General features: G+C 62.9%; 20 protein-coding genes, 1 tRNA gene and 1 pseudogene. 7 read left to right on the top strand and 15 right to left on the bottom strand.

Going from position 1 to position 17,075, the window contains the following annotated elements; translation table 11 throughout:
• Positions 1 to 78 precede the first annotated feature (78 nt).
• The 3 genes from phnA to B9Z01_RS03545 all read right to left on the bottom strand — a co-directional run bounded on the left by phnA (position 79) and on the right by B9Z01_RS03545 (position 3,587).
• Positions 79 to 1,341: a phosphonoacetate hydrolase gene (gene phnA, locus B9Z01_RS03555; protein WP_085480853.1), complete on the bottom strand. Its 1,263-nt coding sequence runs from the start codon at positions 1,339 to 1,341 to the stop codon at positions 79 to 81.
• Between the two features lie 11 nt (positions 1,342 to 1,352).
• A complete protein-coding gene (locus B9Z01_RS03550) occupies positions 1,353 to 2,528 on the bottom strand; it encodes a 2-aminoethylphosphonate--pyruvate transaminase (protein ID WP_085480852.1) in 1,176 nt (391 codons plus the stop codon).
• Positions 2,529 to 2,774: 246 nt separating this feature from the next.
• Positions 2,775 to 3,587, bottom strand: a complete 813-nt coding sequence (locus B9Z01_RS03545; RefSeq protein WP_085480851.1) for a DeoR/GlpR family DNA-binding transcription regulator — start codon at positions 3,585 to 3,587, stop codon at positions 2,775 to 2,777.
• A 399-nt stretch (positions 3,588 to 3,986) separates the two neighbouring features.
• On the opposite strand from B9Z01_RS03545, the gene B9Z01_RS03540 reads away from it, so the two are divergent.
• Together B9Z01_RS03540 and B9Z01_RS36050 are read left to right on the top strand one after the other, a co-directional pair.
• The gene (locus B9Z01_RS03540) at positions 3,987 to 6,467 is read left to right on the top strand and encodes a GcvT family protein (RefSeq protein WP_085480850.1); all 2,481 of its coding nucleotides are present in this window, start codon (positions 3,987 to 3,989) and stop codon (positions 6,465 to 6,467) included.
• A gap of 52 nt (positions 6,468 to 6,519) precedes the next feature.
• Positions 6,520 to 6,635, top strand: a pseudogene (locus B9Z01_RS36050) (IS30 family transposase); the annotation flags it as partial.
• A gap of 17 nt (positions 6,636 to 6,652) precedes the next feature.
• On the opposite strand, the gene B9Z01_RS35840 reads toward B9Z01_RS36050, so the two are convergent.
• Positions 6,653 to 6,937, bottom strand: a complete 285-nt coding sequence (locus B9Z01_RS35840) for a hypothetical protein (RefSeq protein ID WP_085480849.1) — start codon at positions 6,935 to 6,937, stop codon at positions 6,653 to 6,655.
• A 208-nt stretch (positions 6,938 to 7,145) separates the two neighbouring features.
• The gene (locus tag B9Z01_RS03530) at positions 7,146 to 7,433 is read right to left on the bottom strand and encodes a hypothetical protein (RefSeq protein ID WP_085480848.1); all 288 of its coding nucleotides are present in this window, start codon (positions 7,431 to 7,433) and stop codon (positions 7,146 to 7,148) included.
• 640 nt (positions 7,434 to 8,073) lie between these two features.
• On the opposite strand from B9Z01_RS03530, the gene B9Z01_RS03525 reads away from it, so the two are divergent.
• Together B9Z01_RS03525 and B9Z01_RS03520 are read left to right on the top strand one after the other, a co-directional pair.
• Positions 8,074 to 8,361 carry a hypothetical protein gene (locus B9Z01_RS03525; protein ID WP_085480847.1) on the top strand — a complete coding sequence of 96 codons (288 nt, stop codon included), beginning with the start codon at positions 8,074 to 8,076 and terminating at the stop codon, positions 8,359 to 8,361.
• A gap of 237 nt (positions 8,362 to 8,598) precedes the next feature.
• Positions 8,599 to 8,796 carry a hypothetical protein gene (locus B9Z01_RS03520; RefSeq protein WP_085480846.1) on the top strand — a complete coding sequence of 66 codons (198 nt, stop codon included), beginning with the start codon at positions 8,599 to 8,601 and terminating at the stop codon, positions 8,794 to 8,796.
• A 170-nt stretch (positions 8,797 to 8,966) separates the two neighbouring features.
• Here B9Z01_RS03520 and rpsU read toward each other — a convergent pair whose 3' ends face one another.
• On the bottom strand, positions 8,967 to 9,179 hold the full coding sequence (gene rpsU, locus B9Z01_RS03515; RefSeq protein ID WP_085480845.1) for a 30S ribosomal protein S21: 213 nt from the start codon (positions 9,177 to 9,179) through the stop codon (positions 8,967 to 8,969).
• 511 nt (positions 9,180 to 9,690) lie between these two features.
• Between rpsU and B9Z01_RS03510 the strand changes: the two genes are divergently transcribed.
• Together B9Z01_RS03510 and B9Z01_RS36045 are read left to right on the top strand one after the other, a co-directional pair.
• Positions 9,691 to 9,894, top strand: a complete 204-nt coding sequence (locus B9Z01_RS03510) for a cold-shock protein (RefSeq protein WP_085480844.1) — start codon at positions 9,691 to 9,693, stop codon at positions 9,892 to 9,894.
• A gap of 188 nt (positions 9,895 to 10,082) precedes the next feature.
• Positions 10,083 to 10,307 carry a hypothetical protein gene (locus B9Z01_RS36045; protein ID WP_085480843.1) on the top strand — a complete coding sequence of 75 codons (225 nt, stop codon included), beginning with the start codon at positions 10,083 to 10,085 and terminating at the stop codon, positions 10,305 to 10,307.
• 75 nt (positions 10,308 to 10,382) lie between these two features.
• Here the strand turns inward: B9Z01_RS36045 and B9Z01_RS03500 are convergent, their stop codons facing one another.
• The 6 genes from B9Z01_RS03500 to B9Z01_RS35415 form a co-directional block, all read right to left on the bottom strand.
• Entirely contained in the window at positions 10,383 to 10,598 is a 216-nt protein-coding gene (locus B9Z01_RS03500; RefSeq protein ID WP_085480842.1) for a hypothetical protein, read from the bottom strand.
• A gap of 70 nt (positions 10,599 to 10,668) precedes the next feature.
• A complete protein-coding gene (locus B9Z01_RS03495) occupies positions 10,669 to 10,908 on the bottom strand; it encodes a hypothetical protein (RefSeq protein ID WP_085480841.1) in 240 nt (79 codons plus the stop codon).
• A 75-nt stretch (positions 10,909 to 10,983) separates the two neighbouring features.
• Positions 10,984 to 11,274, bottom strand: coding sequence for a hypothetical protein (locus B9Z01_RS03490; RefSeq protein ID WP_085480840.1), 291 nt, complete (start codon positions 11,272 to 11,274; stop codon positions 10,984 to 10,986).
• Positions 11,275 to 11,599: 325 nt separating this feature from the next.
• Positions 11,600 to 11,866 (bottom strand): translation initiation factor IF-1, encoded by a 267-nt coding sequence (infA, locus tag B9Z01_RS03485; protein ID WP_085480839.1) that lies wholly within the window; start codon positions 11,864 to 11,866, stop codon positions 11,600 to 11,602.
• A 591-nt stretch (positions 11,867 to 12,457) separates the two neighbouring features.
• Positions 12,458 to 12,534: transfer RNA gene (locus B9Z01_RS03480), tRNA-Pro, on the bottom strand.
• A gap of 445 nt (positions 12,535 to 12,979) precedes the next feature.
• On the bottom strand, positions 12,980 to 13,156 hold the full coding sequence (locus B9Z01_RS35415) for a hypothetical protein (RefSeq protein ID WP_167387424.1): 177 nt from the start codon (positions 13,154 to 13,156) through the stop codon (positions 12,980 to 12,982).
• 176 nt (positions 13,157 to 13,332) lie between these two features.
• On the opposite strand from B9Z01_RS35415, the gene B9Z01_RS35410 reads away from it, so the two are divergent.
• Complete coding sequence (locus tag B9Z01_RS35410) at positions 13,333 to 13,503, top strand: hypothetical protein (RefSeq protein WP_167387423.1); 171 nt, start codon at positions 13,333 to 13,335, stop codon at positions 13,501 to 13,503.
• A gap of 545 nt (positions 13,504 to 14,048) precedes the next feature.
• Here the strand turns inward: B9Z01_RS35410 and B9Z01_RS03475 are convergent.
• The 3 genes from B9Z01_RS03475 to B9Z01_RS03465 form a co-directional block, all read right to left on the bottom strand.
• Complete coding sequence (locus B9Z01_RS03475) at positions 14,049 to 15,404, bottom strand: MATE family efflux transporter (protein ID WP_085480838.1); 1,356 nt, start codon at positions 15,402 to 15,404, stop codon at positions 14,049 to 14,051.
• Positions 15,401 to 15,709 (bottom strand): DUF2288 domain-containing protein, encoded by a 309-nt coding sequence (locus B9Z01_RS03470; protein ID WP_085480837.1) that lies wholly within the window; start codon positions 15,707 to 15,709, stop codon positions 15,401 to 15,403. Before B9Z01_RS03470 ends, B9Z01_RS03475 begins: the two co-directional genes overlap by 4 nt.
• 906 nt (positions 15,710 to 16,615) lie before the next feature.
• Entirely contained in the window at positions 16,616 to 16,942 is a 327-nt protein-coding gene (locus tag B9Z01_RS03465; RefSeq protein ID WP_085480836.1) for a hypothetical protein, read from the bottom strand.
• Between the last annotated feature and the right edge of the window lie 133 nt (positions 16,943 to 17,075).

The raw sequence follows: 17,075 nt of genomic DNA, 5'->3' as shown, positions 1-17,075 counted from the left end.
TTGGGGTCTGCGCGCGCCGTCCGCGAAGGCGGGCGGCGCGCGCAGGGTGCGTACAGTGCGCCGGGCGCACAGGGGGCGTTATGCGGCTGCGGTTTGCGCGACGTGATTCAGCGCGACGTCGAAGATGTCGAAGTTGCGCAGCGCGCGGCCCTGCGGCCAGTCGGTCTTGCGGTTGACGATGAGCGGCACGTCCTGCTCCGAGAGCCCGCCGTGCGAGCGCAGCGGCTCGGTGAGGCCGGAGAGGTCGTGGCGCGTGGCGCTCGTGCCGAACACCTTGTGGCGCGTGCCGGTCACGACGATGTCGCCGACGCGGTCGGGTGGCAGCTCGAAGCGTTCGCACGCCGCCTCGCTGTCGAGCGCGAGCTCGACGCCCTCGGTTTTGCGCAGGCGCTCGAGCAGCGCCGTCGCATCCGCGCCTTGCGGCAGATAGACGGTCGCGAACGAGCCGAGCGCGCCGTGATGCGCGACGTACGGATCGGTGATCGGCAGGATCACGCGCGCGTTTCCCTTGCCGGTCCACTCGTCGAACAGATCCTGCAGGTAGAGCACGTCGGGCTCGCCGTTCGCGCGGTGCTTGCCGTTCATGCCGTGGTCGGCGGTGATCGCGAGCACGCAGCCCGCCGCGTCGAGCTGGCCCACGTAGCGGTCGAACATCTCGTAGAAGTCGTTGGCCTTCGGCGCGCCGGGGGCGGCCTTGTGCTGCACGTAGTCGGTGGTCGACAGGTACATCAGGTCGGGGCGGAAGGTGTCGAGCAGCTTCACGCCCGCGGCGAACACGAACTCCGAGAGCTCGGCCGAGTAGACGTCGGGCAGCGGCTTGCCGACGAAGTCCAGCACGTCGCTGATGCCATTGCCCGCGCGCGTCGCCTGATCGGCTTTTTCTGCCGAGAACGCGATTGCGCGGCCGAAGGTGAAATCGAGCCCCTTGCCGAGCAGCGTGCGCAGCTTGTCCTTCGCGGTGACCACCGCCACCTTCGCGCCGGCCTCGTGGAACGCCTCGAAGATCGTGGGCGCGCGCAGGAAGCGCGCGTCGTTCATCATCACTTCCTCGCCGCTCGCGCGGTCGTAGAAGTAGTTGCCCGCGATGCCGTGCACCCTGGGCGGGCGGCCGGTGAGGATCGAGAGGTTGTTCGGGTTCGTGAAGCTCGGAATCACGCATTGGGCGATGCGGCTCGTGCCGGTGCGCAGCAGCTTCGCGAGGTGGGGCGCGCGCCCGGCCTTGATGGCCTCCTCGATATAGGCCGGCTCGGAGCCGTCGAGGCAGATCACCACGACGGGCGTGGCGGGAAAGCGGTATTCGCGGCCGTTCACGGCCACGACGGAGTCGTGCAGTGTGCTCATGGTGCCTCCCTTCAAGCCGTCTTCAGGGCCTGGCCGGCTGTGCCCGCGCCGGCCATACCCATCTCATCGAGAACTTCGCCGATCGCGGCGAGCGCGGCGCGCATTTCCTTTTCGCCGATGCGGCCAATGCAGCCGATGCGGAACGAGTCGGCCACCGTGAGCTTGCCCGGATAGATCACGAAGCCGCGCGCCTTGAGGCTTTCGTAGAACTGCGAGAAGACGAAGCGCGGGTCTTCGGGCATATGGAACGTGACGATGATGGGCGCCTGCAGCGCGTCGGGCAGCAGCGGCTTGAAGCCGAGCGCGCGCATGCCCTCGAGCAGGATGCGGCAGTTGTGGCGGTAGCGGCCGCCGCGCCCGGCGACGCCGCCTTCGGCGTCGAATTCGTTGAGCGCCTGGTGGAACGCCACGATCACGTGGGTGGGCGGCGTGAAGCGGTACTGGCTCGTCTTTTCCATGTTGACCCACTGCTCGTGCAGGTCGAGCACGAGCGTGGTGGCGTTGCCCTGGGTGCGCTTGAGCGCCTCGCGCCGGCAGATCACGAAGCCGAGGCCCGGCACGCCTTCGATGCACTTGTTCGACGAGGCGGCGACGGCATCGATATGCATGGTCTGCACGTCGAGCGGCAAGGCGCCGAAGGCGCTCATCGAATCGACGAGATAGCCCTTGTTGTATTTCGCGGCGAGCGCGCCGATCTGCGCGATCGGATTGAGGATGCCCGAGGTGGTCTCGCAATGGATCGTGAACACATGCGTGATGGACGGCTTGCTCGCGAGCAGCGCTTCGACCTGCGCGAGGTCGGGCGGCGTGTCCTCGGGCGTTTCGTGCACCACGGTCTTGCGCCCGGCAATCTCGAGAATGCGCTTCGCACGCTTGCCGTAGGCGCCGTTGATCAGCACCAGCACTTCGCCGTTCGCCGGCACGAAGGTGGTGAGCATCGCTTCCACCGCGAACGTGCCGGAGCCCTGCATCGGCACGGTCACCCAGTCGTCTGCGCCATTCGCGACGCCGGCAAGGCGCGCGAGCACCGAGCGGTTGATTTCGATGAAATTCGCGTCGCGCGATCCCCAGTCATGGACCATCGCGGCCTTGACGGTGCGCGAGGTGGTGAGCGGGCCGGGGGTGAGCAGAAGCGGATCGCCGGTTTCGGATGCGGCGGGCGGGCAAGACCTGGAAGAAGCTGTCATGAGGTGTCTCCGTGAAGGTCGGTTCTGACGCTGCGTTACTGCGTTGGAGTCACTGTAGGTCTTGCAACAAAAACAGTCAATACGCCATAAATTGCCACATACCAGGAGATATACCGATACGCTGGTGCTTGCATTTCAGGCGTCTGTTGTGAACGGCGGCGCGCCAGGACGGCGCGGCCGGTTTCGAGCGGAGGGGAGGGAGTGGCGGCGAGCGCCGCCGCGAGGCGATGGGCGCGCGAATGCGCGTCAGCTTTGGCCGCCGGCGACGACGACGCGCCATTGGTTCTGCGCGAACGCGCGGGCCATGCGCGCGGGCGGCGGCGCATCGACGATCAGCCCGGCGATGTGCGGCACGGGCGCGATCCGCACGGGTGTGCCGCGCTCGAACTTGCTGTGGTCCGCGAGCACGTATACCTCTTTGCCGGACTTCATCATGAGGTGCCGCTGTTCCGCGGCGAGCCGCGAGTAGTCGGTGAATTCGCCTTCGGGCGAGATGCCGCCGACACCGAGGAACACGAGATCGACGCGGAAATGAGCGAGCGCCGCCATGGTCTCGACGCCGAATGCCGCTTCGTCGTTGGGCTCGATGTCGCCGCCGAGCATGATGACCTTCACGCCTGGCGAGCGGCACAGGAGCATCGCGATCGGCAGGCTGTTGGTGATGACCGTGAGGTCGCTGTGGTTCACGAGCGAGGCCGCGAGGCCCCAGGTGGTCGAGCCCGAGTCGATGAGCACGACCATGCCGTTCGCCACGAGCCGCGCCGCGGCCTCGCCGATCGCCGCCTTGCCCCCGGCATTCGCCGCTTCGCGCGCGGCGAGCGACGGCTCGGCGAGCGGCCGCCTGGCGGCGCCGCCATGCACGAGACTCAGGCGGCCCTGCTCGGCCAGCGCCTTCAGGTCGCGGCGGATGGTTTCGCGCGAGACCCCGAGCGTTGCCGACATGTCCGCGACGCTCACCGAACCGCTCGCATCGAGGCTTTGCAGGATGTAGTCGATCCGGCCGACGGCGAGGCGCCGGTTCAGCAGCGCGGCGGGTGGGGCGGAGAGGTTATCGGCCATGGTGTCGTTTCTCGGACAAGGGAGGCGGGCGAGCGGGGCGCCGGTGCCCGTGAGCCAGACAGCTCCGGTATGCCGTTTCGGGCTTTAACACATATTAAGTCACAAAATACCACAAATCATGGCGAGCTTCGACTGGGTATGAGGGCGCTGTGACTGGCGTTGCACGGCCCGGGAGAATGGAAAAACGGGGAGAAAAGCGCTGTGACATTAGCGCTTGTGATAGCGGATGTAATCTTCTCAGCCCCAAGGACGATTGACGCAAGGGGTTCCGGGATTTCTGCGGAATACAATGATTGAATGTTGTTTTATGAGATATTTTGTTGCATTCTTTGGTTTTCCGCCAATCCTCGCCACGTCATCTTCTTTTGGCATCGTCCTTTCGCATCGAGGCCCATCCCTATGTCCACCCCTGTTCCCACGCATGCCAAGGTCGTCATCGTCGGCGGCGGCATCGTCGGCTGTTCGGTTGCGTATCACCTCACGAAGCTCGGCTGGAGCGACGTCGTCCTGCTCGAGCAGGGCATGCTCTCGTGCGGCACGACCTGGCACGCAGCGGGCCTCGTCGGCCAGTTGCGGGCCCAGCACAGCATGACGAAGCTGATCCGCTATTCGACGGCCCTCTACGCCGAACTGGAGGCCGAGACGGGGCTGGCCACGGGCTGGAAGCAGTGCGGCTCGCTCTCGGTGGCGCGCACGCAGGAGCGGATGACGCAGCTCAAGCGCACGGCGGCTTCCGCGCGGGCCTACGGCGTGGTCTGCGACGTAATCGGCCCGCGCGAGGCCGGCGAGTTGTGGCCGGCGATGCGCACGGACGACCTGCTCGGCGCGGTCTGGCTGCCGGGCGACGGCAAGGCGAACCCGACCGATCTCACGCAGTCGCTCGCGCGGGGCGCGCGTGAGCGCGGTGCGCGCATCGTCGAGAACACGCGCATCACTGCGGTCCATACCGGCGCGACGCCTGCTGGCCGCGCCGCCACCGGCGTGTCCTGGCGCAACAAGGCGGGTGAAGAGGGCACGCTGCACGCGGAGATCGTCGTGAACTGCGCCGGGCAATGGGCAAAGGCAATCGGCCGGATGTGCGGCGTCACCGTGCCTCTGCATTCGGCCGAGCATTACTACATCGTGACCGAGCGCATCGCGGGCGTGCATCCCGATTTGCCGGTCATGCGCGACCCGGACGGGTTCATCTACTTCAAGGAGGAAGTGGGCGGCCTCGTGATGGGGGGCTTCGAGCCCGACGCGAAACCGTGGGGCATGAACGGGATCCCGGAGAATTTCGAGTTCCAGCTACTGCCCGACGACTGGGATCAGTTCGAAGTACTGATGGAAAACGCGCTGCAGCGGGTGCCGGCGCTCGAAACCGCCCAGGTCCGCCAGTTCTACAACGGACCGGAATCGTTCACGCCCGACAACAACTTCATTCTCGGCGAGGCGCCCGAGCTGCGCCGCTTCTTCGTGGGGGCGGGCTTCAACTCGATGGGCATCGCCTCGGCGGGCGGCGCGGGCATGGCGCTCGCCGAGTGGATCGTCGCCGGCGAGCCCACCATGGATCTGTGGCCCGTCGACATCCGCCGCTTCGCGCGCTTCAACGGCAACGACACGTGGCTGCACGATCGCGTGAAGGAAACGCTGGGGCTGCACTATGCAATGCCGTGGCCGAACCGCGAGCTCGACACGGCGCGCCCGTTCCGCCGCTCGCCGCTCTATGCCCAGCTCGCGCAAAGCGGCGCGTGCTTCGGCAGCAAGATGGGCTGGGAGCGCGCGAACTTCTTCGCGCCCAGCCCTGAAGAGGCGCGCATCGAATACGCGTTCGGCCAGCAGAACTGGCTGCCGTGGAGCGGCGCGGAGCACCGCGCCTGCCGCGAGGGTGTCGCGCTCTTCGACATGACTTCGTTTGCGAAGCTGCTTGTCAAAGGACGCGATGCGCAAGATGTGTTGCAGGCCATCGCCGCGAACGACGTGGCCGTGCCGGTCGGCTCCACGGTTTATTCTGGATTGCTGAATGAGCGCGGCACCTATGAATCGGACGTGACGCTCACGCGTCTCGCCGACGATCAGTACCTCATCGTGACCGGCTCCGCCCAGGCGACGCGCGATCTCGACTATCTGGAGAAGGCGATTCCCCCCGAGCGGCACTGCGTGCTCGTCGACGTCACGAGCCAGTACGCGGTGCTCGGCGTGATGGGACCGCATGCGCGCGCGCTCCTGCAAAGCGTGTCGAAGGCGGACTGGAGTCATGAGGCGTTTGCGTTCGGGCAAAGCCGCGAGGTCGACATCGGCTACGCGACCGTGAGAGCGGCGCGCCTCACTTACGTGGGCGAGCTGGGCTGGGAGCTGTATGTTCCGGTCGAGTTCGCGGTGGGCGTCTACGAGACACTGCATGCGGCGGGCAAGGCGTTCGGGCTCGTCAATGCCGGCTATTACGCGATCGACTCGCTGCGGCTCGAAAAAGGTTACCGCGCCTGGGGGCGCGAGCTTTCGCCCGACTGCAATCCCTTCGAGGCCGGTCTCGCGTTCGCGTGCAAGCTCGACAAGAACATTCCGTTCCGGGGCCGCGACGCGCTTCTGCGCCTGCGCGACCAGCCATTGCGGCGCCGGCTCGTCGTGCTTACCACCGAGGGCTCCAGCGACCGGATGCTGTGGGGCGGCGAGGCGATTCTGCGCGACGGCGAGCCGGTCGGCTCGCTCACCTCGGCGGCCTTCGGCCATACGCTCGGCTGCCCGGTCGCGATGGGCTTTCTCGAACGCGCGGACGGCGCCGTCGACGCCGCATGGATCACTGGCGGACGCTACACGATCGACGTGGCGGGCGAGCGGATTCCCGCGACGGTGCATCTGAACGCGCCGTACGATCCGCGTTCGCTGCGCGTGAAGAGTTGAACGCGCGCGCTCTCGTGGCGGCAAGACGCCGGTTCACGCTGGCGGGCGCGGCGCGATACCGGGCCACTGGGAAGGCGAGCAGTGTTTGGCAGTGCAAACAGTCAGATGGCGGCGTTGGTCGAACGTCAAACCCGGTTCGTGATGCTGGTGAAGATCGTCGGCAAGGAGTGCGCACGTTGGCGCGGTCAGAGAGCGGTCAACAACCGGAGTTGATGTTCACTTTCGGCCCCGCGAACCAGTGCGTAGACCCGCACCTGCGCGCGCTCAAGGAGCGGAATGGATTCCGAGCAGGAAAAATCGTTCCACGCGTCGTCCGCGATCGAACCCGGTGCGCCGCGTGTTCTCGCGAACGCTTGCAGGAGAAGGCTGGCCTCGCGGCGCAGGACATGGCGGTCTGCGTTCAGAACGTACGGCAGACAGCCATGACGCAATACGAGGTAGTACGGAATCGCATGGCGATTATTTTGCATGGAGGCGACACCGGTGCGGAAGAATGCGTGCGTTCAGCTTCTCGCGCCGCCGTGACCGACCGCTGCTTTTGACCGAACGAAGAAATGCGCCGAAGGATGCTCTCCGCCAGTGGCCATTTTTATGAAACGACGACGGTCGAATCGGCCATCAAGGAGAGAGTAATTCGTTGCCCGATAAATCAGCTGATGCCACACGCCGGCAGGCGTTTCACATGTCGTTGACCGAAGCTCCGCTCACCTTTCCGTCGATGATGTCCTTTCCCTGCTGCCGGGCGGCACGCCTTGCCATACCGAAGTCGGAGAATGTATGCGACTGGTTCAGCCTGAAAACACGGCTTGCGGTGGAGGTGGCTATCGCACCCGGGCGACATATCCGTACCGCAATGTCATACCCTTCGGCGTAACGGGAATGTCCATCAAAGCGATTGAATGTGCGGGCGAAGACGAGGGGATAAAGTTCGTACCCCTTGTAGAGAAGAAGCGGGTATGTCGACATGTTGGTCACTCCACTGGGGACGACTCACTATACGCTGAAACGGGCAACGTAGGGCGGCGCGGAGACTGTTACCAGAATTGAATTGACCGAAGGTGCCCTCGCGCTTATGGTGAACCATGTGGTCTGTAAAGTGGATTGCTGCACACACTGCCATAGGTTATTCCAGATGACCTGACGACGGCTATCAGCCTCGTTCCACCGCCACTGTACGTGGCGACTTCCTCAAGAACATTCACCGACAACCACGCGTGCCTGCCGCGCGATGAAGCGGAGCCAGGATACCGGCTTCGTCATACAAGCGACCCATGCGGCCCCCATGATGTGGCGAATGTAAAGCGAGGCTGGCAATGACCCGCTTCGCTAGTTCAGGGCAGCGCGGTGTTCGATCCGGCAGACGTAAGCGGAATGCCGGCTAAGCAGGCGCTTGCCGATGTGAAGGACGAAGCTCGCCGGCGGGGCCGGCGCAAAGCCGCTTGAATCACTGTCTTGCCCGTCTACGGGTTTCTCGCTGAGAAATCCGGTAGACGGGCCGCTTTGCCTCGTTGGTGCGGCTCGCCAGGCGTTTCGAATATCGCCTTCGGCCAAACCCGCACAACGATCAAAAAAACGGCTGCGTATTGCGGCCAGAAGGAGTTATCTAATGACAACCATTCGCCATTATCGAGGTCTCGATATTTCCCTGCTCGTGTATCCCCATCACGCGACCCAGACGGGATACGGTCACAATTACGAGGATGGGTTCGATGCGTCGATTCGTATCAGCGAGCCAGATTCCGTGATGGACAGCCCCCGAAGCCGCTTATTCCGCGTGCCCCCCGGTAAGCGTCCTTTCGTGAATGCCGGCGACGCACGGCGCGCGTCCGTGGCTTATGCCGAAATGTTGATCGACGGTGACGGGTCCGATCGCACCATCTGGGAATCCGCCTGAGTGGCCGAGCGACAGCAGATCACGCGCCGGGATGCGCTCGCCGGCGAGCGAACAGGATGATCGTGGCCGTTCGAACGTGTCGTGGAGTCGTGATTCGCGATTCCACCGGGCATGGAGATCACGGTCACATCAGGCGGTCTATGAATTCTTGCCTGAACGAGCCGGATCCCGGCGCTGGAATGATCGACGATACATTCGAATTCCATCGCAGTTCTAACGGCCAAAGAGGAAGTGACGATGACCCCGGATGATCTGATCTCTGTCTTCGAGCAACTGAATCGCGAAGGTCGCGCCGCGATCGATCTGGATCATGCCTGCACGGGCTTCGTAAAATGGCTGGCCGGCGCGTGGGATGGTCTGAGCGAGAGTGACATTGCGTTGCTGACGTCCGTGGGCGCTGCCTTGTGGCGCGAAGGGTATGCCCGAAGGTACTGAGATGAGGGTACTGAGATGAGCGAAGCGTTAGCCACACGGCGATGACGGGACGCATGAGTTCCCGCCGCCTTTTATGGGTGTCCCGCGGGGTGTCCCGCGCAACAAACAGATAGAGGATTCGCGCGTTGCGGGAGGACATCCTCTCGGTATATCCGCACGACAGCTTCCGCTCAGTACAGCTTTTTCGGCGGCAACGACCGTCTTATCTGTTTTCGCAATCGAGCCACTGCCATCGCTTTTTTCCGTTTGCGCTTCGCAGTCGGCGTTTCATAAGCCGCCCGGGCTCGCAGTTCCTTTATCAGGCCGGTGTTCTCGATCGAACGTCGGAAGCGGCGCAACGCGACTTCCACCGGTTCGTTCAGCTTGACGGTGACGGTAGTCAATTCTTTTCCTCGTTGTAGGTTTGTGTCGTGAATTGTGGACGTCCGCGACGGTATTCGCTGCTCTTTTCCGTCGAGGATGAATGGCGTTCGATGAAGGAGATAAAGACCTTATCGGTGCGCTTCGTGGGCCGCAATTCTGCTCTGGTGGTGCGTACGATGACCCTCGATCGCATCGGAGATAGTTCGAATTCCCAATAATCGAAGAGGGTGGAGCACAGCGGTCTGCGCGTGGTCACTATACGCGTGATGCCCCGCTGCGTAGCGACATTTCTCACTCAATGACCGGCGAATTCCGTGCAATTCGTGCTGTTACGTTTGGTATCGCGAAATAGGTTGACCCGGTCGGGCTTTACGCGTATTGTCGCTTACTGAAGTATTCAGGAAGTTCAGTTGGTGCTCGTCTCATGTCCGCCATTTGTGCGGGGTTCGTTGTCCTCCTTCTCCCTCTTTAATGCTTCCCCGTCTCCATGTGGAGCGGGAATGATCAATTTATTTTTTTGAGGGATTCGTTATGGATACCGGTATCGTCAAGTGGTTCAACGACAGCAAGGGCTTTGGTTTCATCACTCCGGACGCAGGCGGCGCAGACCTGTTTGCGCATTTTTCGGAAATCACGGGTGACGGATTCAAAACGTTGGCTGAGAACCAGAAGGTCAGCTTCGAGACGAAGCAAGGCCCGAAGGGTCTTCAGGCATCGAACATCAAGCCGCTTTAATTCATTCAGGCGTCCGCTGCTCAAGCATCGGACGCTGCCCCGCCGCAGGAGCGCACCGGCCGACTTTTCGGTTCCCGGAGCGCTTCCCAGTCTGCATTCATCCCCGACTTGCTCTTGCATAAGCGCGAATCAATGTCCCCTTTCCGGGACAGAGGAGTCCTGCATTCATTTTAATTTCATCGGTAATCATGCAAATTTCTACCACCAGACAATACCGCGGTTATGCGGTCCGGCCGTCTGCTCACACTCTGCCTGACGGCTGCTTTTCCTCGAACGTGACGCTCGCACGGTCCGATGTCCGTTCCGGACCCGCGCTTTACGAGTTTTACTCGCTCGGATATTTCAGCAGCGAAGAAGACGCACTTGGTTATTCCGACCAATGGGCGCGCGGCTGGATCGATACGCGCGGCTAATTACGCCCATCGGTTTCGACGCTGTCCACATAGCGCCGTCCACACAGTCCTCGCCCTTCGATACTGTAAGACCCCTCAGCCAAAGCACGAGCCCAACCACTCCTGCGCCCAGTTTTTCGCATAGGCAATTGCGTCCTCGCGTACGTCGAAGCCCGCAAGATCACCACTTAGATGAATGTCGTACTCGCTCCCGTCCACGCGGCTGGTGCTGATGCGGGCATGGGCCATGTACTCGCCGTCGGCCCTGCGTGGCGTCGGGTCGATGATGAATCGCGTCGAATTGAAGTGCATTGTTTTTCCTTGCCCAACTGCCGTATGGCTATGATCGGTGCGGAGCGTCGGGTGGATGGGAAGGGCCACGTCACGCATTCAGAAGGGCCATGATCTGGCCAGCCTCACGATCCGAATCACAGCTCGCCATGCCGTCATTGCGTAGCAGTGCGCGAATTGAGACGAACATCAGATAGGCGTCCGAATCGACCTCGTGACGACCGTCGCGAATGACGCCTTCCAGATCGGCACGAGCCCCCAGCGGCAGAAACCCGTCGACAATGCCGAGACCGTCGCGTCGAATCCGCTTCAGCAGGTCAGTCCTGTCCATATCAAACTCCAATGTTATCTGCGTGTCCTGCCACAGACGTGCACCGATGGGTTCCGGCGTGGAGCGGGGCGCGAATCACAACTCCAGATCGAGGACGTTCGTGTCCTGAGAGCACGTGTCGATGAGGTGTTCCGCATATGCCGTCGATGCACGCCGCGCGTCGCCGGCGCTCTGGAAGGGCTTGGTCAACGCAAGCCTGAATACGCGGCTGCGCGGCACTCCGTCCGAGCTTCCCGGCTCCTGGATACGCACGGCAGCGTCGAACCCCTCATCGTAGTTATGCCCACTTCCGGGCTCGGTGGCACGATGCGGATAGACCAGTGGATAAACTTCCAGTCCACGGTAGAGGCGGAAACCAGTTGTCATGAGAAACCTTCGAGGCCGCATCACCACGCAGCGGAACAGAGAGGGAGTGTGAACGACCGGATTCAGTCTCCACACGATTGGCCGCGTTGTTCGGCCTGCGATGAAAGTGAGCGGCCCGATTCCGTTGGAAAGGGCGGCCGGGGAGGCGCCGGGAACGGGCGAGGGTCAATCAGCGATTTCATGCTACGCGCATTGCGGGATTTGTACAGCGAAAGTTTTCTGAATCCCGCTTTGGACGCGAACCGGATGACGTGCGTCGAACACGGGCATCCGCGTAGCATCATGACGAAAGTGAGGCCGCAACCGACCTTCACATACTGCCGCTTCAACGACGGCGAAATGCCGGTCTTGGCGCTGAGCCGCCGCTGCGCTCGTCCTTGTGTCGAAAATTGATTCTGCCCTTCGTCAGGTCATACACCGAGAGTTCCAGCGTTACCCGATCGCCCGCAAGGATGCGGATGTGATTCTTGCGTATGCGGCCAGACGCATATGCGCCGACCACCACGCCATTGTCGAGCGTGACGCGGTAGCGGCTGTCCGGCAGCACTTCGTCGACGATACCGTCGAGTTCCAGCAATTCTTCTTTTGCCATTCAAGGATCCTGATTAATTCGAGGGACATCGGTGTGCGATGCCCTGCTGAGAAGGAAGCCGCGAGCGTCGATTTGCGCACGCGCATGATAAGTCGGAAGCACGGGCTTTGGTGGGCGGCCCCCGCGTCCTGGACGTCATGGATACTGCCCTTGCCCGGGCGATCAGTCATGTACGCGAGGGAGTTGGGTCGGATGCGGCGGGGGTCGGACACGGCGGCCCGCAATACCAATCTGTTGGGACTCGGGGTGTGCAGTCCAACGGGCGCTGCTCTCGCCGGCCTTACTGGGCGATCAGTCAAAGGAGGATTCGCTACAAACCAACGCGTGTCTTGTCGGTATCGTGCGAAGAGGGGAGAGTTGTATTGTAACCGAAGGCCGCCGTCTGCACAGGCGAGGCCAACGGAGCCACCTTTTATTGCCGCTTCGGCAAATTAATTGCCAACGGCGGGCTGCGATGACTGCGGCGCGGACTGTACGACTCGCTGGTGCGAGCCATCCCGCGGCTGTTTATGCTGCAGATCGTATTGGCCTACACGGACCTATAAACGAGAAAGGGGTTACGAGAACACTCTCGTAACCCCTTGATTCCCTTGGTCGGAGCGATAGGATTCGAACCTACGACCCTCTGATCCCAAATCAGATGCGCTACCAGGCTGCGCTACGCTCCGACGAGCCAGAGATTATAGGTGGAGCCGGATGATGGCGTCAATCCCTTGGCCTATGGATCCTGTCGACAGCAACGCGATCACGCCTGATGAAGCCGTCTTGCGATGCGCGTGGAGACCGACGCGGTGATGCGCCGTCGTCAGAGTGGACAAGAGAAGAAAAACGGGAAGAAAAACGTCGCGCAGATCGCGTGCGCTCATGACGCCGCGAGCATAGACGGCGCAGCGCATCAACGCGCGTTCACCGCAGGGTGAGCGCGAGGCGAATAACAGGCGCAAGACCCGATGTCACACGCGCATCGCTGTACGGCAACCGACGCGCGCAGTCATCACACTGCCGATCACGGCATCCTTCACCGGAAGCGGAATTCGAGCATCCGTCGCCGGCCAACAGGCGGTTCATCCACCGCCTGTCGGCCGGCGACGGATGCCTGCAGATGCACCGCGATCAATGCCGCGGCCACCTCCAGTGCGGCATATGCAGATGCTGATGAGTCCAGTGGTGCAGCATACCCTCACCACCATGTTCGCGCCGATAGGTTCTCGATTCGAAAATCGACAGCGCCAACAGCACGAGCAGACCCACTGCAAGCCCGATCAGACCCGCGATCGATTCAGCGTCCATGGCAGTCTCCTGAAACATGCGGCCATGTGCTTATAGTAGGTCACACCGCGCGAAATCTCACGAAATGGGCGGATGGGGTCGCCCGCCGCGGCGGCGCCGAACGCGCTTTGCGGGTAGACTCTCGGCGCGCCGGCGGACGCCTGTCCGCCTATCTTTTGCCCCGGAGACGATTGCTGATGATCCGCGTTCTGACTATTGCCTTGCTGCTGTGCGCCGGTGTTGCCGGCTGCGCCGACAATCCGTCCGGCCACCACGGCGGCCCGCCGCCGCACGATCCCGCCGATTATCACGGCGTGCCCACCGACGATCGGCCGCCCTCGATGGTCCCCGGGTCCGTGCCGCAGTGAGCGAGCCGCATCGCGCGCGGCCGGGCGTTTGCCGGCAGCGCATGAAGAAGTGCGTGGAACGGGTGGGGGAATGACCGGAATGACAGCTATGAGGGGAGGCGAAGCACCGGCGCGGGCACGCCGGCACTTCTGACCCGCGCTGACTGTTCGCGCGGAGAGCACGGGCTGAAATCATTTTAAGACGCGCACGTTATGCGATATGTATGCGCTTGTTTCAAGCCGTAACCGGCTGTCGCCATACGAAAAACCGACGAAACAGCGCGTGCTCTGCTCGCACGCCCGGGCCGGCAACGGTTTGCGCCGCAATAAAGAGATATTCGACACAAAGAGATACGCGGCACGACGGAGCGCGCGAATCAGCCGATGTGATGTCGCGCACGCTGTCTCTCGTGAAAAAGCGCACTTGCGCGCGAGCACAGGCATGCATATGCAGGCACGCGAGCCCTACGCTTGCGCCATGCCGTCCGCACGAAGCTCTTTGCAATGCACCCCGAGCCACTACGCCTGACTACGGCACTTAGAATGCGCAGGCTGCGTACGCCACACTACGCCGCCGCTATCCCTCGCGAGACCCCCGGCAGATAACGCGCCAGCGTGACGCCGCGCGCGGCCATGAAGATCAGCAGCGCGATCCACAAGCCGTGATTGCCATGCAGCGCGAGCAATGCCGACGATGCCGCGACGAACACCACGAGCGACACCACCATCGACAGCATCAGCTCGCGCGTGCGCGTCGCACCGATGAACACGCCGTCGAGCAGAAAGCCCCACACCGAGATCACCGGCGAAAGCGCCGCCCATGGCAGATAGGTTTCGGCCGCGGCGCGCACCGCAGTCTGGTCGGTCAGCCGTTCGACGATCCACGCGCCCGCGCCCCAGTAGACGAGCGCGAATCCCACCGCACCCATCGCCGACCATAACGCGGTGACCTTGAACGCCTGGGTGAACGCATGGCGGTCGCGCGCGCCGATCGCCGCGCCGACGAGCGCCTCGGCCGCGTGCGCGAAGCCGTCGAGTCCGTACGCCATGAAGGTCTGGAAATTGAGCAGCAGCGCATTGGCGGCGAGCGTCGCGTCGCCTTGGCGTGCTCCGAGGTGCGCGAACCAGCCGAACGACGACAGCAGGCACAGCGTGCGCATGAAAATGTCGCGATTGAGCACGACGAGCCGCTTGAGCGCAGCGGCATCGAACAGGGCGGCGCGATTCAGCTTCGGCAGGCCGCGTGGTCTGCCGTGCCATAGCAGCGCGAGGCCGAGCACGAAGCCGAACGCGTCGGCGGTGGCGGTGGCCGCGCCGATGCCGGCCACGCCTCCATGGAACGTGTACACGTAGAGCAGCACGGCGACGATGTTCACGCTGTTGATGAACACCTGCGACAGCAGCGCGAGCCGCACTTGTTGTGTGCCGAGCAGCCAGCCAAGCACGACGTAGTTGCCGAGCGCGAGCGGCGCGGCCCAGATGCGCGCGTGGCAATAGATTTGCGCGTGCTGTTGCACAGCGTCGCTGCCGCCGATCAGGCGCAGCGTGTAGCCGATCAGCGGTTGTTGCAACAGCAGCACCGCCGCGCCGATCACGCCCGCCATCAGCAGCGCGCGCACGACGGTGTAGCGCAGCTCGTCCTGGTTGTCCGCGCCGTGCGCCTGCGCGACGAGACCCGTCGTGCCCATGCGCAGGAAGCCGAAGCCCCAGAACACGAAGTTGAAAAAGAGGCCGCCGAGCGCGACGCCGCCGAGATACGACGCGCCGTCGAGATGACCGGCGACGGCGGTGTCGACCGCGCCGAGGATCGGCTGCGTCAGATTGGCGAGGACGATCGGAAACGCGAGCGTCAGCACGCGCCGATGCCAGCGCACCGGCAGGGCGGGCGCGAGCGTGTCGGCGCCCTGCGCGGCTTCGCTCAATGGCGCTCCTGCACGCAGACCCACGGGGACACGACCACCGCCCAGAGGTTGGGGTCGCGCGCGGCGAAATCGGCGGCGGTCTCCGACTGCACCCGCTCGACGAGGCCGGCGGAGAGCCATTGCGTGACCTGCGCGGTGTCGTCGCTGGCGATCGCTTCGGCGACGCTCACCAGATCGAGGTCGCGTGCGACGCGCAGCAACATGCCGCGCGCGAAGAAACGTTCGAGTTCGCTCCAGCCGATCTTGGCGGTTTCGCCGAGCAGTTTGGCGTAGAGGGGGCTGTGGGTGGCGTCGTTGGAAGTCATCGTAAGCGGGGTCGGACGGGGCCGTTACTATAAACCATCGGCGCGGGCCGCCGGGCGCGGTGCGCGCACCGGTTCGCCGGGGCTTTCCTCGAGCTTGCTGGAGCCATTGGAATGGGATCCGTAGTCGAGTCTGCTTGCAGAACCGGGTTGCGGGCCGCGGGTTTTGGCCCGCGGGTTTCATTCCGGATCCTTTAGCTTCTGGATTCTGAACCTTCATGAGATTGGATTCAACGGCGGGATTCAACTGCGAGATTCAACGGCGTGCGTGACGAACACGCAGTCGCTGCGCACGAACAGCACATGGGTGTACCCGGCTTTTATCATCCTGTTAAACCGGATTTGAAACATCGTTTGAATGCGGTTTTACAATTTCCCGATGAATTCGTCGGATTAATATTTCGCTATTCGCGAATCTTGTTGTGAATAAATAAGAAGATTTTATTCAAATCGATCTGGCGGACTAATCGATTCGTTACGTGCGTTGGCGCACCAAGTTTATATGGCGGGGGAAAAGCCGGCTTTGCACGGAATGCATTAGTTAAAATCGGCCAACATCCTTTCCTCAGGTGTTTTTCTGGCGATTTCCGCAGACGTGACAGGTCCGTTGACAGACGGCGCGCCGGCGCATTTCCATTTGCGCGATTGGATTCGCCTTATATCGGATCGCGCGGCGTATTTAGCCGGTCTGGTTGCGACATATCCGATTCGCGGGTTGCGGAATCGGTACGGCGTGTCACATTGGCCGCAAAATTAATGGATTGCGCTTGTAAATGCAGGTTGTTAGATTTCGTTCTGGCGCATGGTGAACCGGTCCTTTGCCGATATGCGCCGAACCCCCGTTAGCCCGGCTTCGTGCCGGGCTTTTTTTTCGCTGGGAGTCGCGGGGATTTTCGCAGGGGATTTCGCTTACTGCTTGCAGCGCACCACCATCGATCGATTCTTCACGTTCGCGCCGAAAATGCCGCCGACCGAGCCGCCCGAGGTCGCGCCGTTGTCGACGTCCTTCGACACCACGTCGTAACCATAATTGCCGCAGACCTCGCCCGCGCGTTTGTAGCATTCGGCCCAAGTCGTGCTCGCGTCGCTGCCGCTGCAGTTGATGGCGAAACCAGTGTCGCCGCTCGGCAGGTAGGTCATCGTGGTCGTGCTCGAGCAGCCGCCGAGGCTACCGAGCGTCAGCAGGCCAAGACCGATCGTCGCAGCCGTCGCGACGCATGCCAATGCGCTCTTCATTTCAGATTCCTTGCAAATAACGGCGGCCCAAGAAGCCAGGCCGCCTCGAATGAACGTTTATAGCACGCGGGGTTCCCGCGCCCACCTGGCCGCGCGCGTGCCAGCGACGCTGCGCATCGACGCGGATACGCCG

Origin of the sequence: Paraburkholderia susongensis (assembly GCF_900177725.1) — a bacterium.
GTDB lineage: Bacteria > Pseudomonadota > Gammaproteobacteria > Burkholderiales > Burkholderiaceae > Paraburkholderia > Paraburkholderia susongensis.
This window is presented reverse-complemented; position numbering and strand designations above follow the sequence as displayed.

Excerpts from the sequence above, each read along its gene's own strand:
- phnA (WP_085480853.1), bottom strand. The coding sequence starts at position 1,341 with ATGAGCACACTGCACGACTCCGTCGTGGCCGTGAACGGCCGCGAATAC.
- B9Z01_RS03545 (WP_085480851.1), bottom strand. The coding sequence starts at position 3,587 with ATGGCCGATAACCTCTCCGCCCCACCCGCCGCGCTGCTGAACCGGCGC.
- B9Z01_RS03510 (WP_085480844.1), top strand. The coding sequence starts at position 9,691 with ATGGATACCGGTATCGTCAAGTGGTTCAACGACAGCAAGGGCTTTGGT.
- B9Z01_RS35410 (WP_167387423.1), top strand. The coding sequence starts at position 13,333 with ATGATCCGCGTTCTGACTATTGCCTTGCTGCTGTGCGCCGGTGTTGCC.
- B9Z01_RS03525 (WP_085480847.1), top strand. The coding sequence starts at position 8,074 with ATGACAACCATTCGCCATTATCGAGGTCTCGATATTTCCCTGCTCGTG.
- B9Z01_RS03490 (WP_085480840.1), bottom strand. The coding sequence starts at position 11,274 with ATGACAACTGGTTTCCGCCTCTACCGTGGACTGGAAGTTTATCCACTG.
- B9Z01_RS03540 (WP_085480850.1), top strand. The coding sequence starts at position 3,987 with ATGTCCACCCCTGTTCCCACGCATGCCAAGGTCGTCATCGTCGGCGGC.
- B9Z01_RS03465 (WP_085480836.1), bottom strand. The coding sequence starts at position 16,942 with ATGAAGAGCGCATTGGCATGCGTCGCGACGGCTGCGACGATCGGTCTT.
- B9Z01_RS35840 (WP_085480849.1), bottom strand. The coding sequence starts at position 6,937 with ATGCAAAATAATCGCCATGCGATTCCGTACTACCTCGTATTGCGTCAT.
- B9Z01_RS03500 (WP_085480842.1), bottom strand. The coding sequence starts at position 10,598 with ATGCACTTCAATTCGACGCGATTCATCATCGACCCGACGCCACGCAGG.
- B9Z01_RS03470 (WP_085480837.1), bottom strand. The coding sequence starts at position 15,709 with ATGACTTCCAACGACGCCACCCACAGCCCCCTCTACGCCAAACTGCTC.
- B9Z01_RS36045 (WP_085480843.1), top strand. The coding sequence starts at position 10,083 with ATGCAAATTTCTACCACCAGACAATACCGCGGTTATGCGGTCCGGCCG.
- B9Z01_RS03520 (WP_085480846.1), top strand. The coding sequence starts at position 8,599 with ATGACCCCGGATGATCTGATCTCTGTCTTCGAGCAACTGAATCGCGAA.
- B9Z01_RS03530 (WP_085480848.1), bottom strand. The coding sequence starts at position 7,433 with ATGTCGACATACCCGCTTCTTCTCTACAAGGGGTACGAACTTTATCCC.
- B9Z01_RS35415 (WP_167387424.1), bottom strand. The coding sequence starts at position 13,156 with ATGGACGCTGAATCGATCGCGGGTCTGATCGGGCTTGCAGTGGGTCTG.
- infA (WP_085480839.1), bottom strand. The coding sequence starts at position 11,866 with ATGGCAAAAGAAGAATTGCTGGAACTCGACGGTATCGTCGACGAAGTG.
- B9Z01_RS03495 (WP_085480841.1), bottom strand. The coding sequence starts at position 10,908 with ATGGACAGGACTGACCTGCTGAAGCGGATTCGACGCGACGGTCTCGGC.
- B9Z01_RS03550 (WP_085480852.1), bottom strand. The coding sequence starts at position 2,528 with ATGACAGCTTCTTCCAGGTCTTGCCCGCCCGCCGCATCCGAAACCGGC.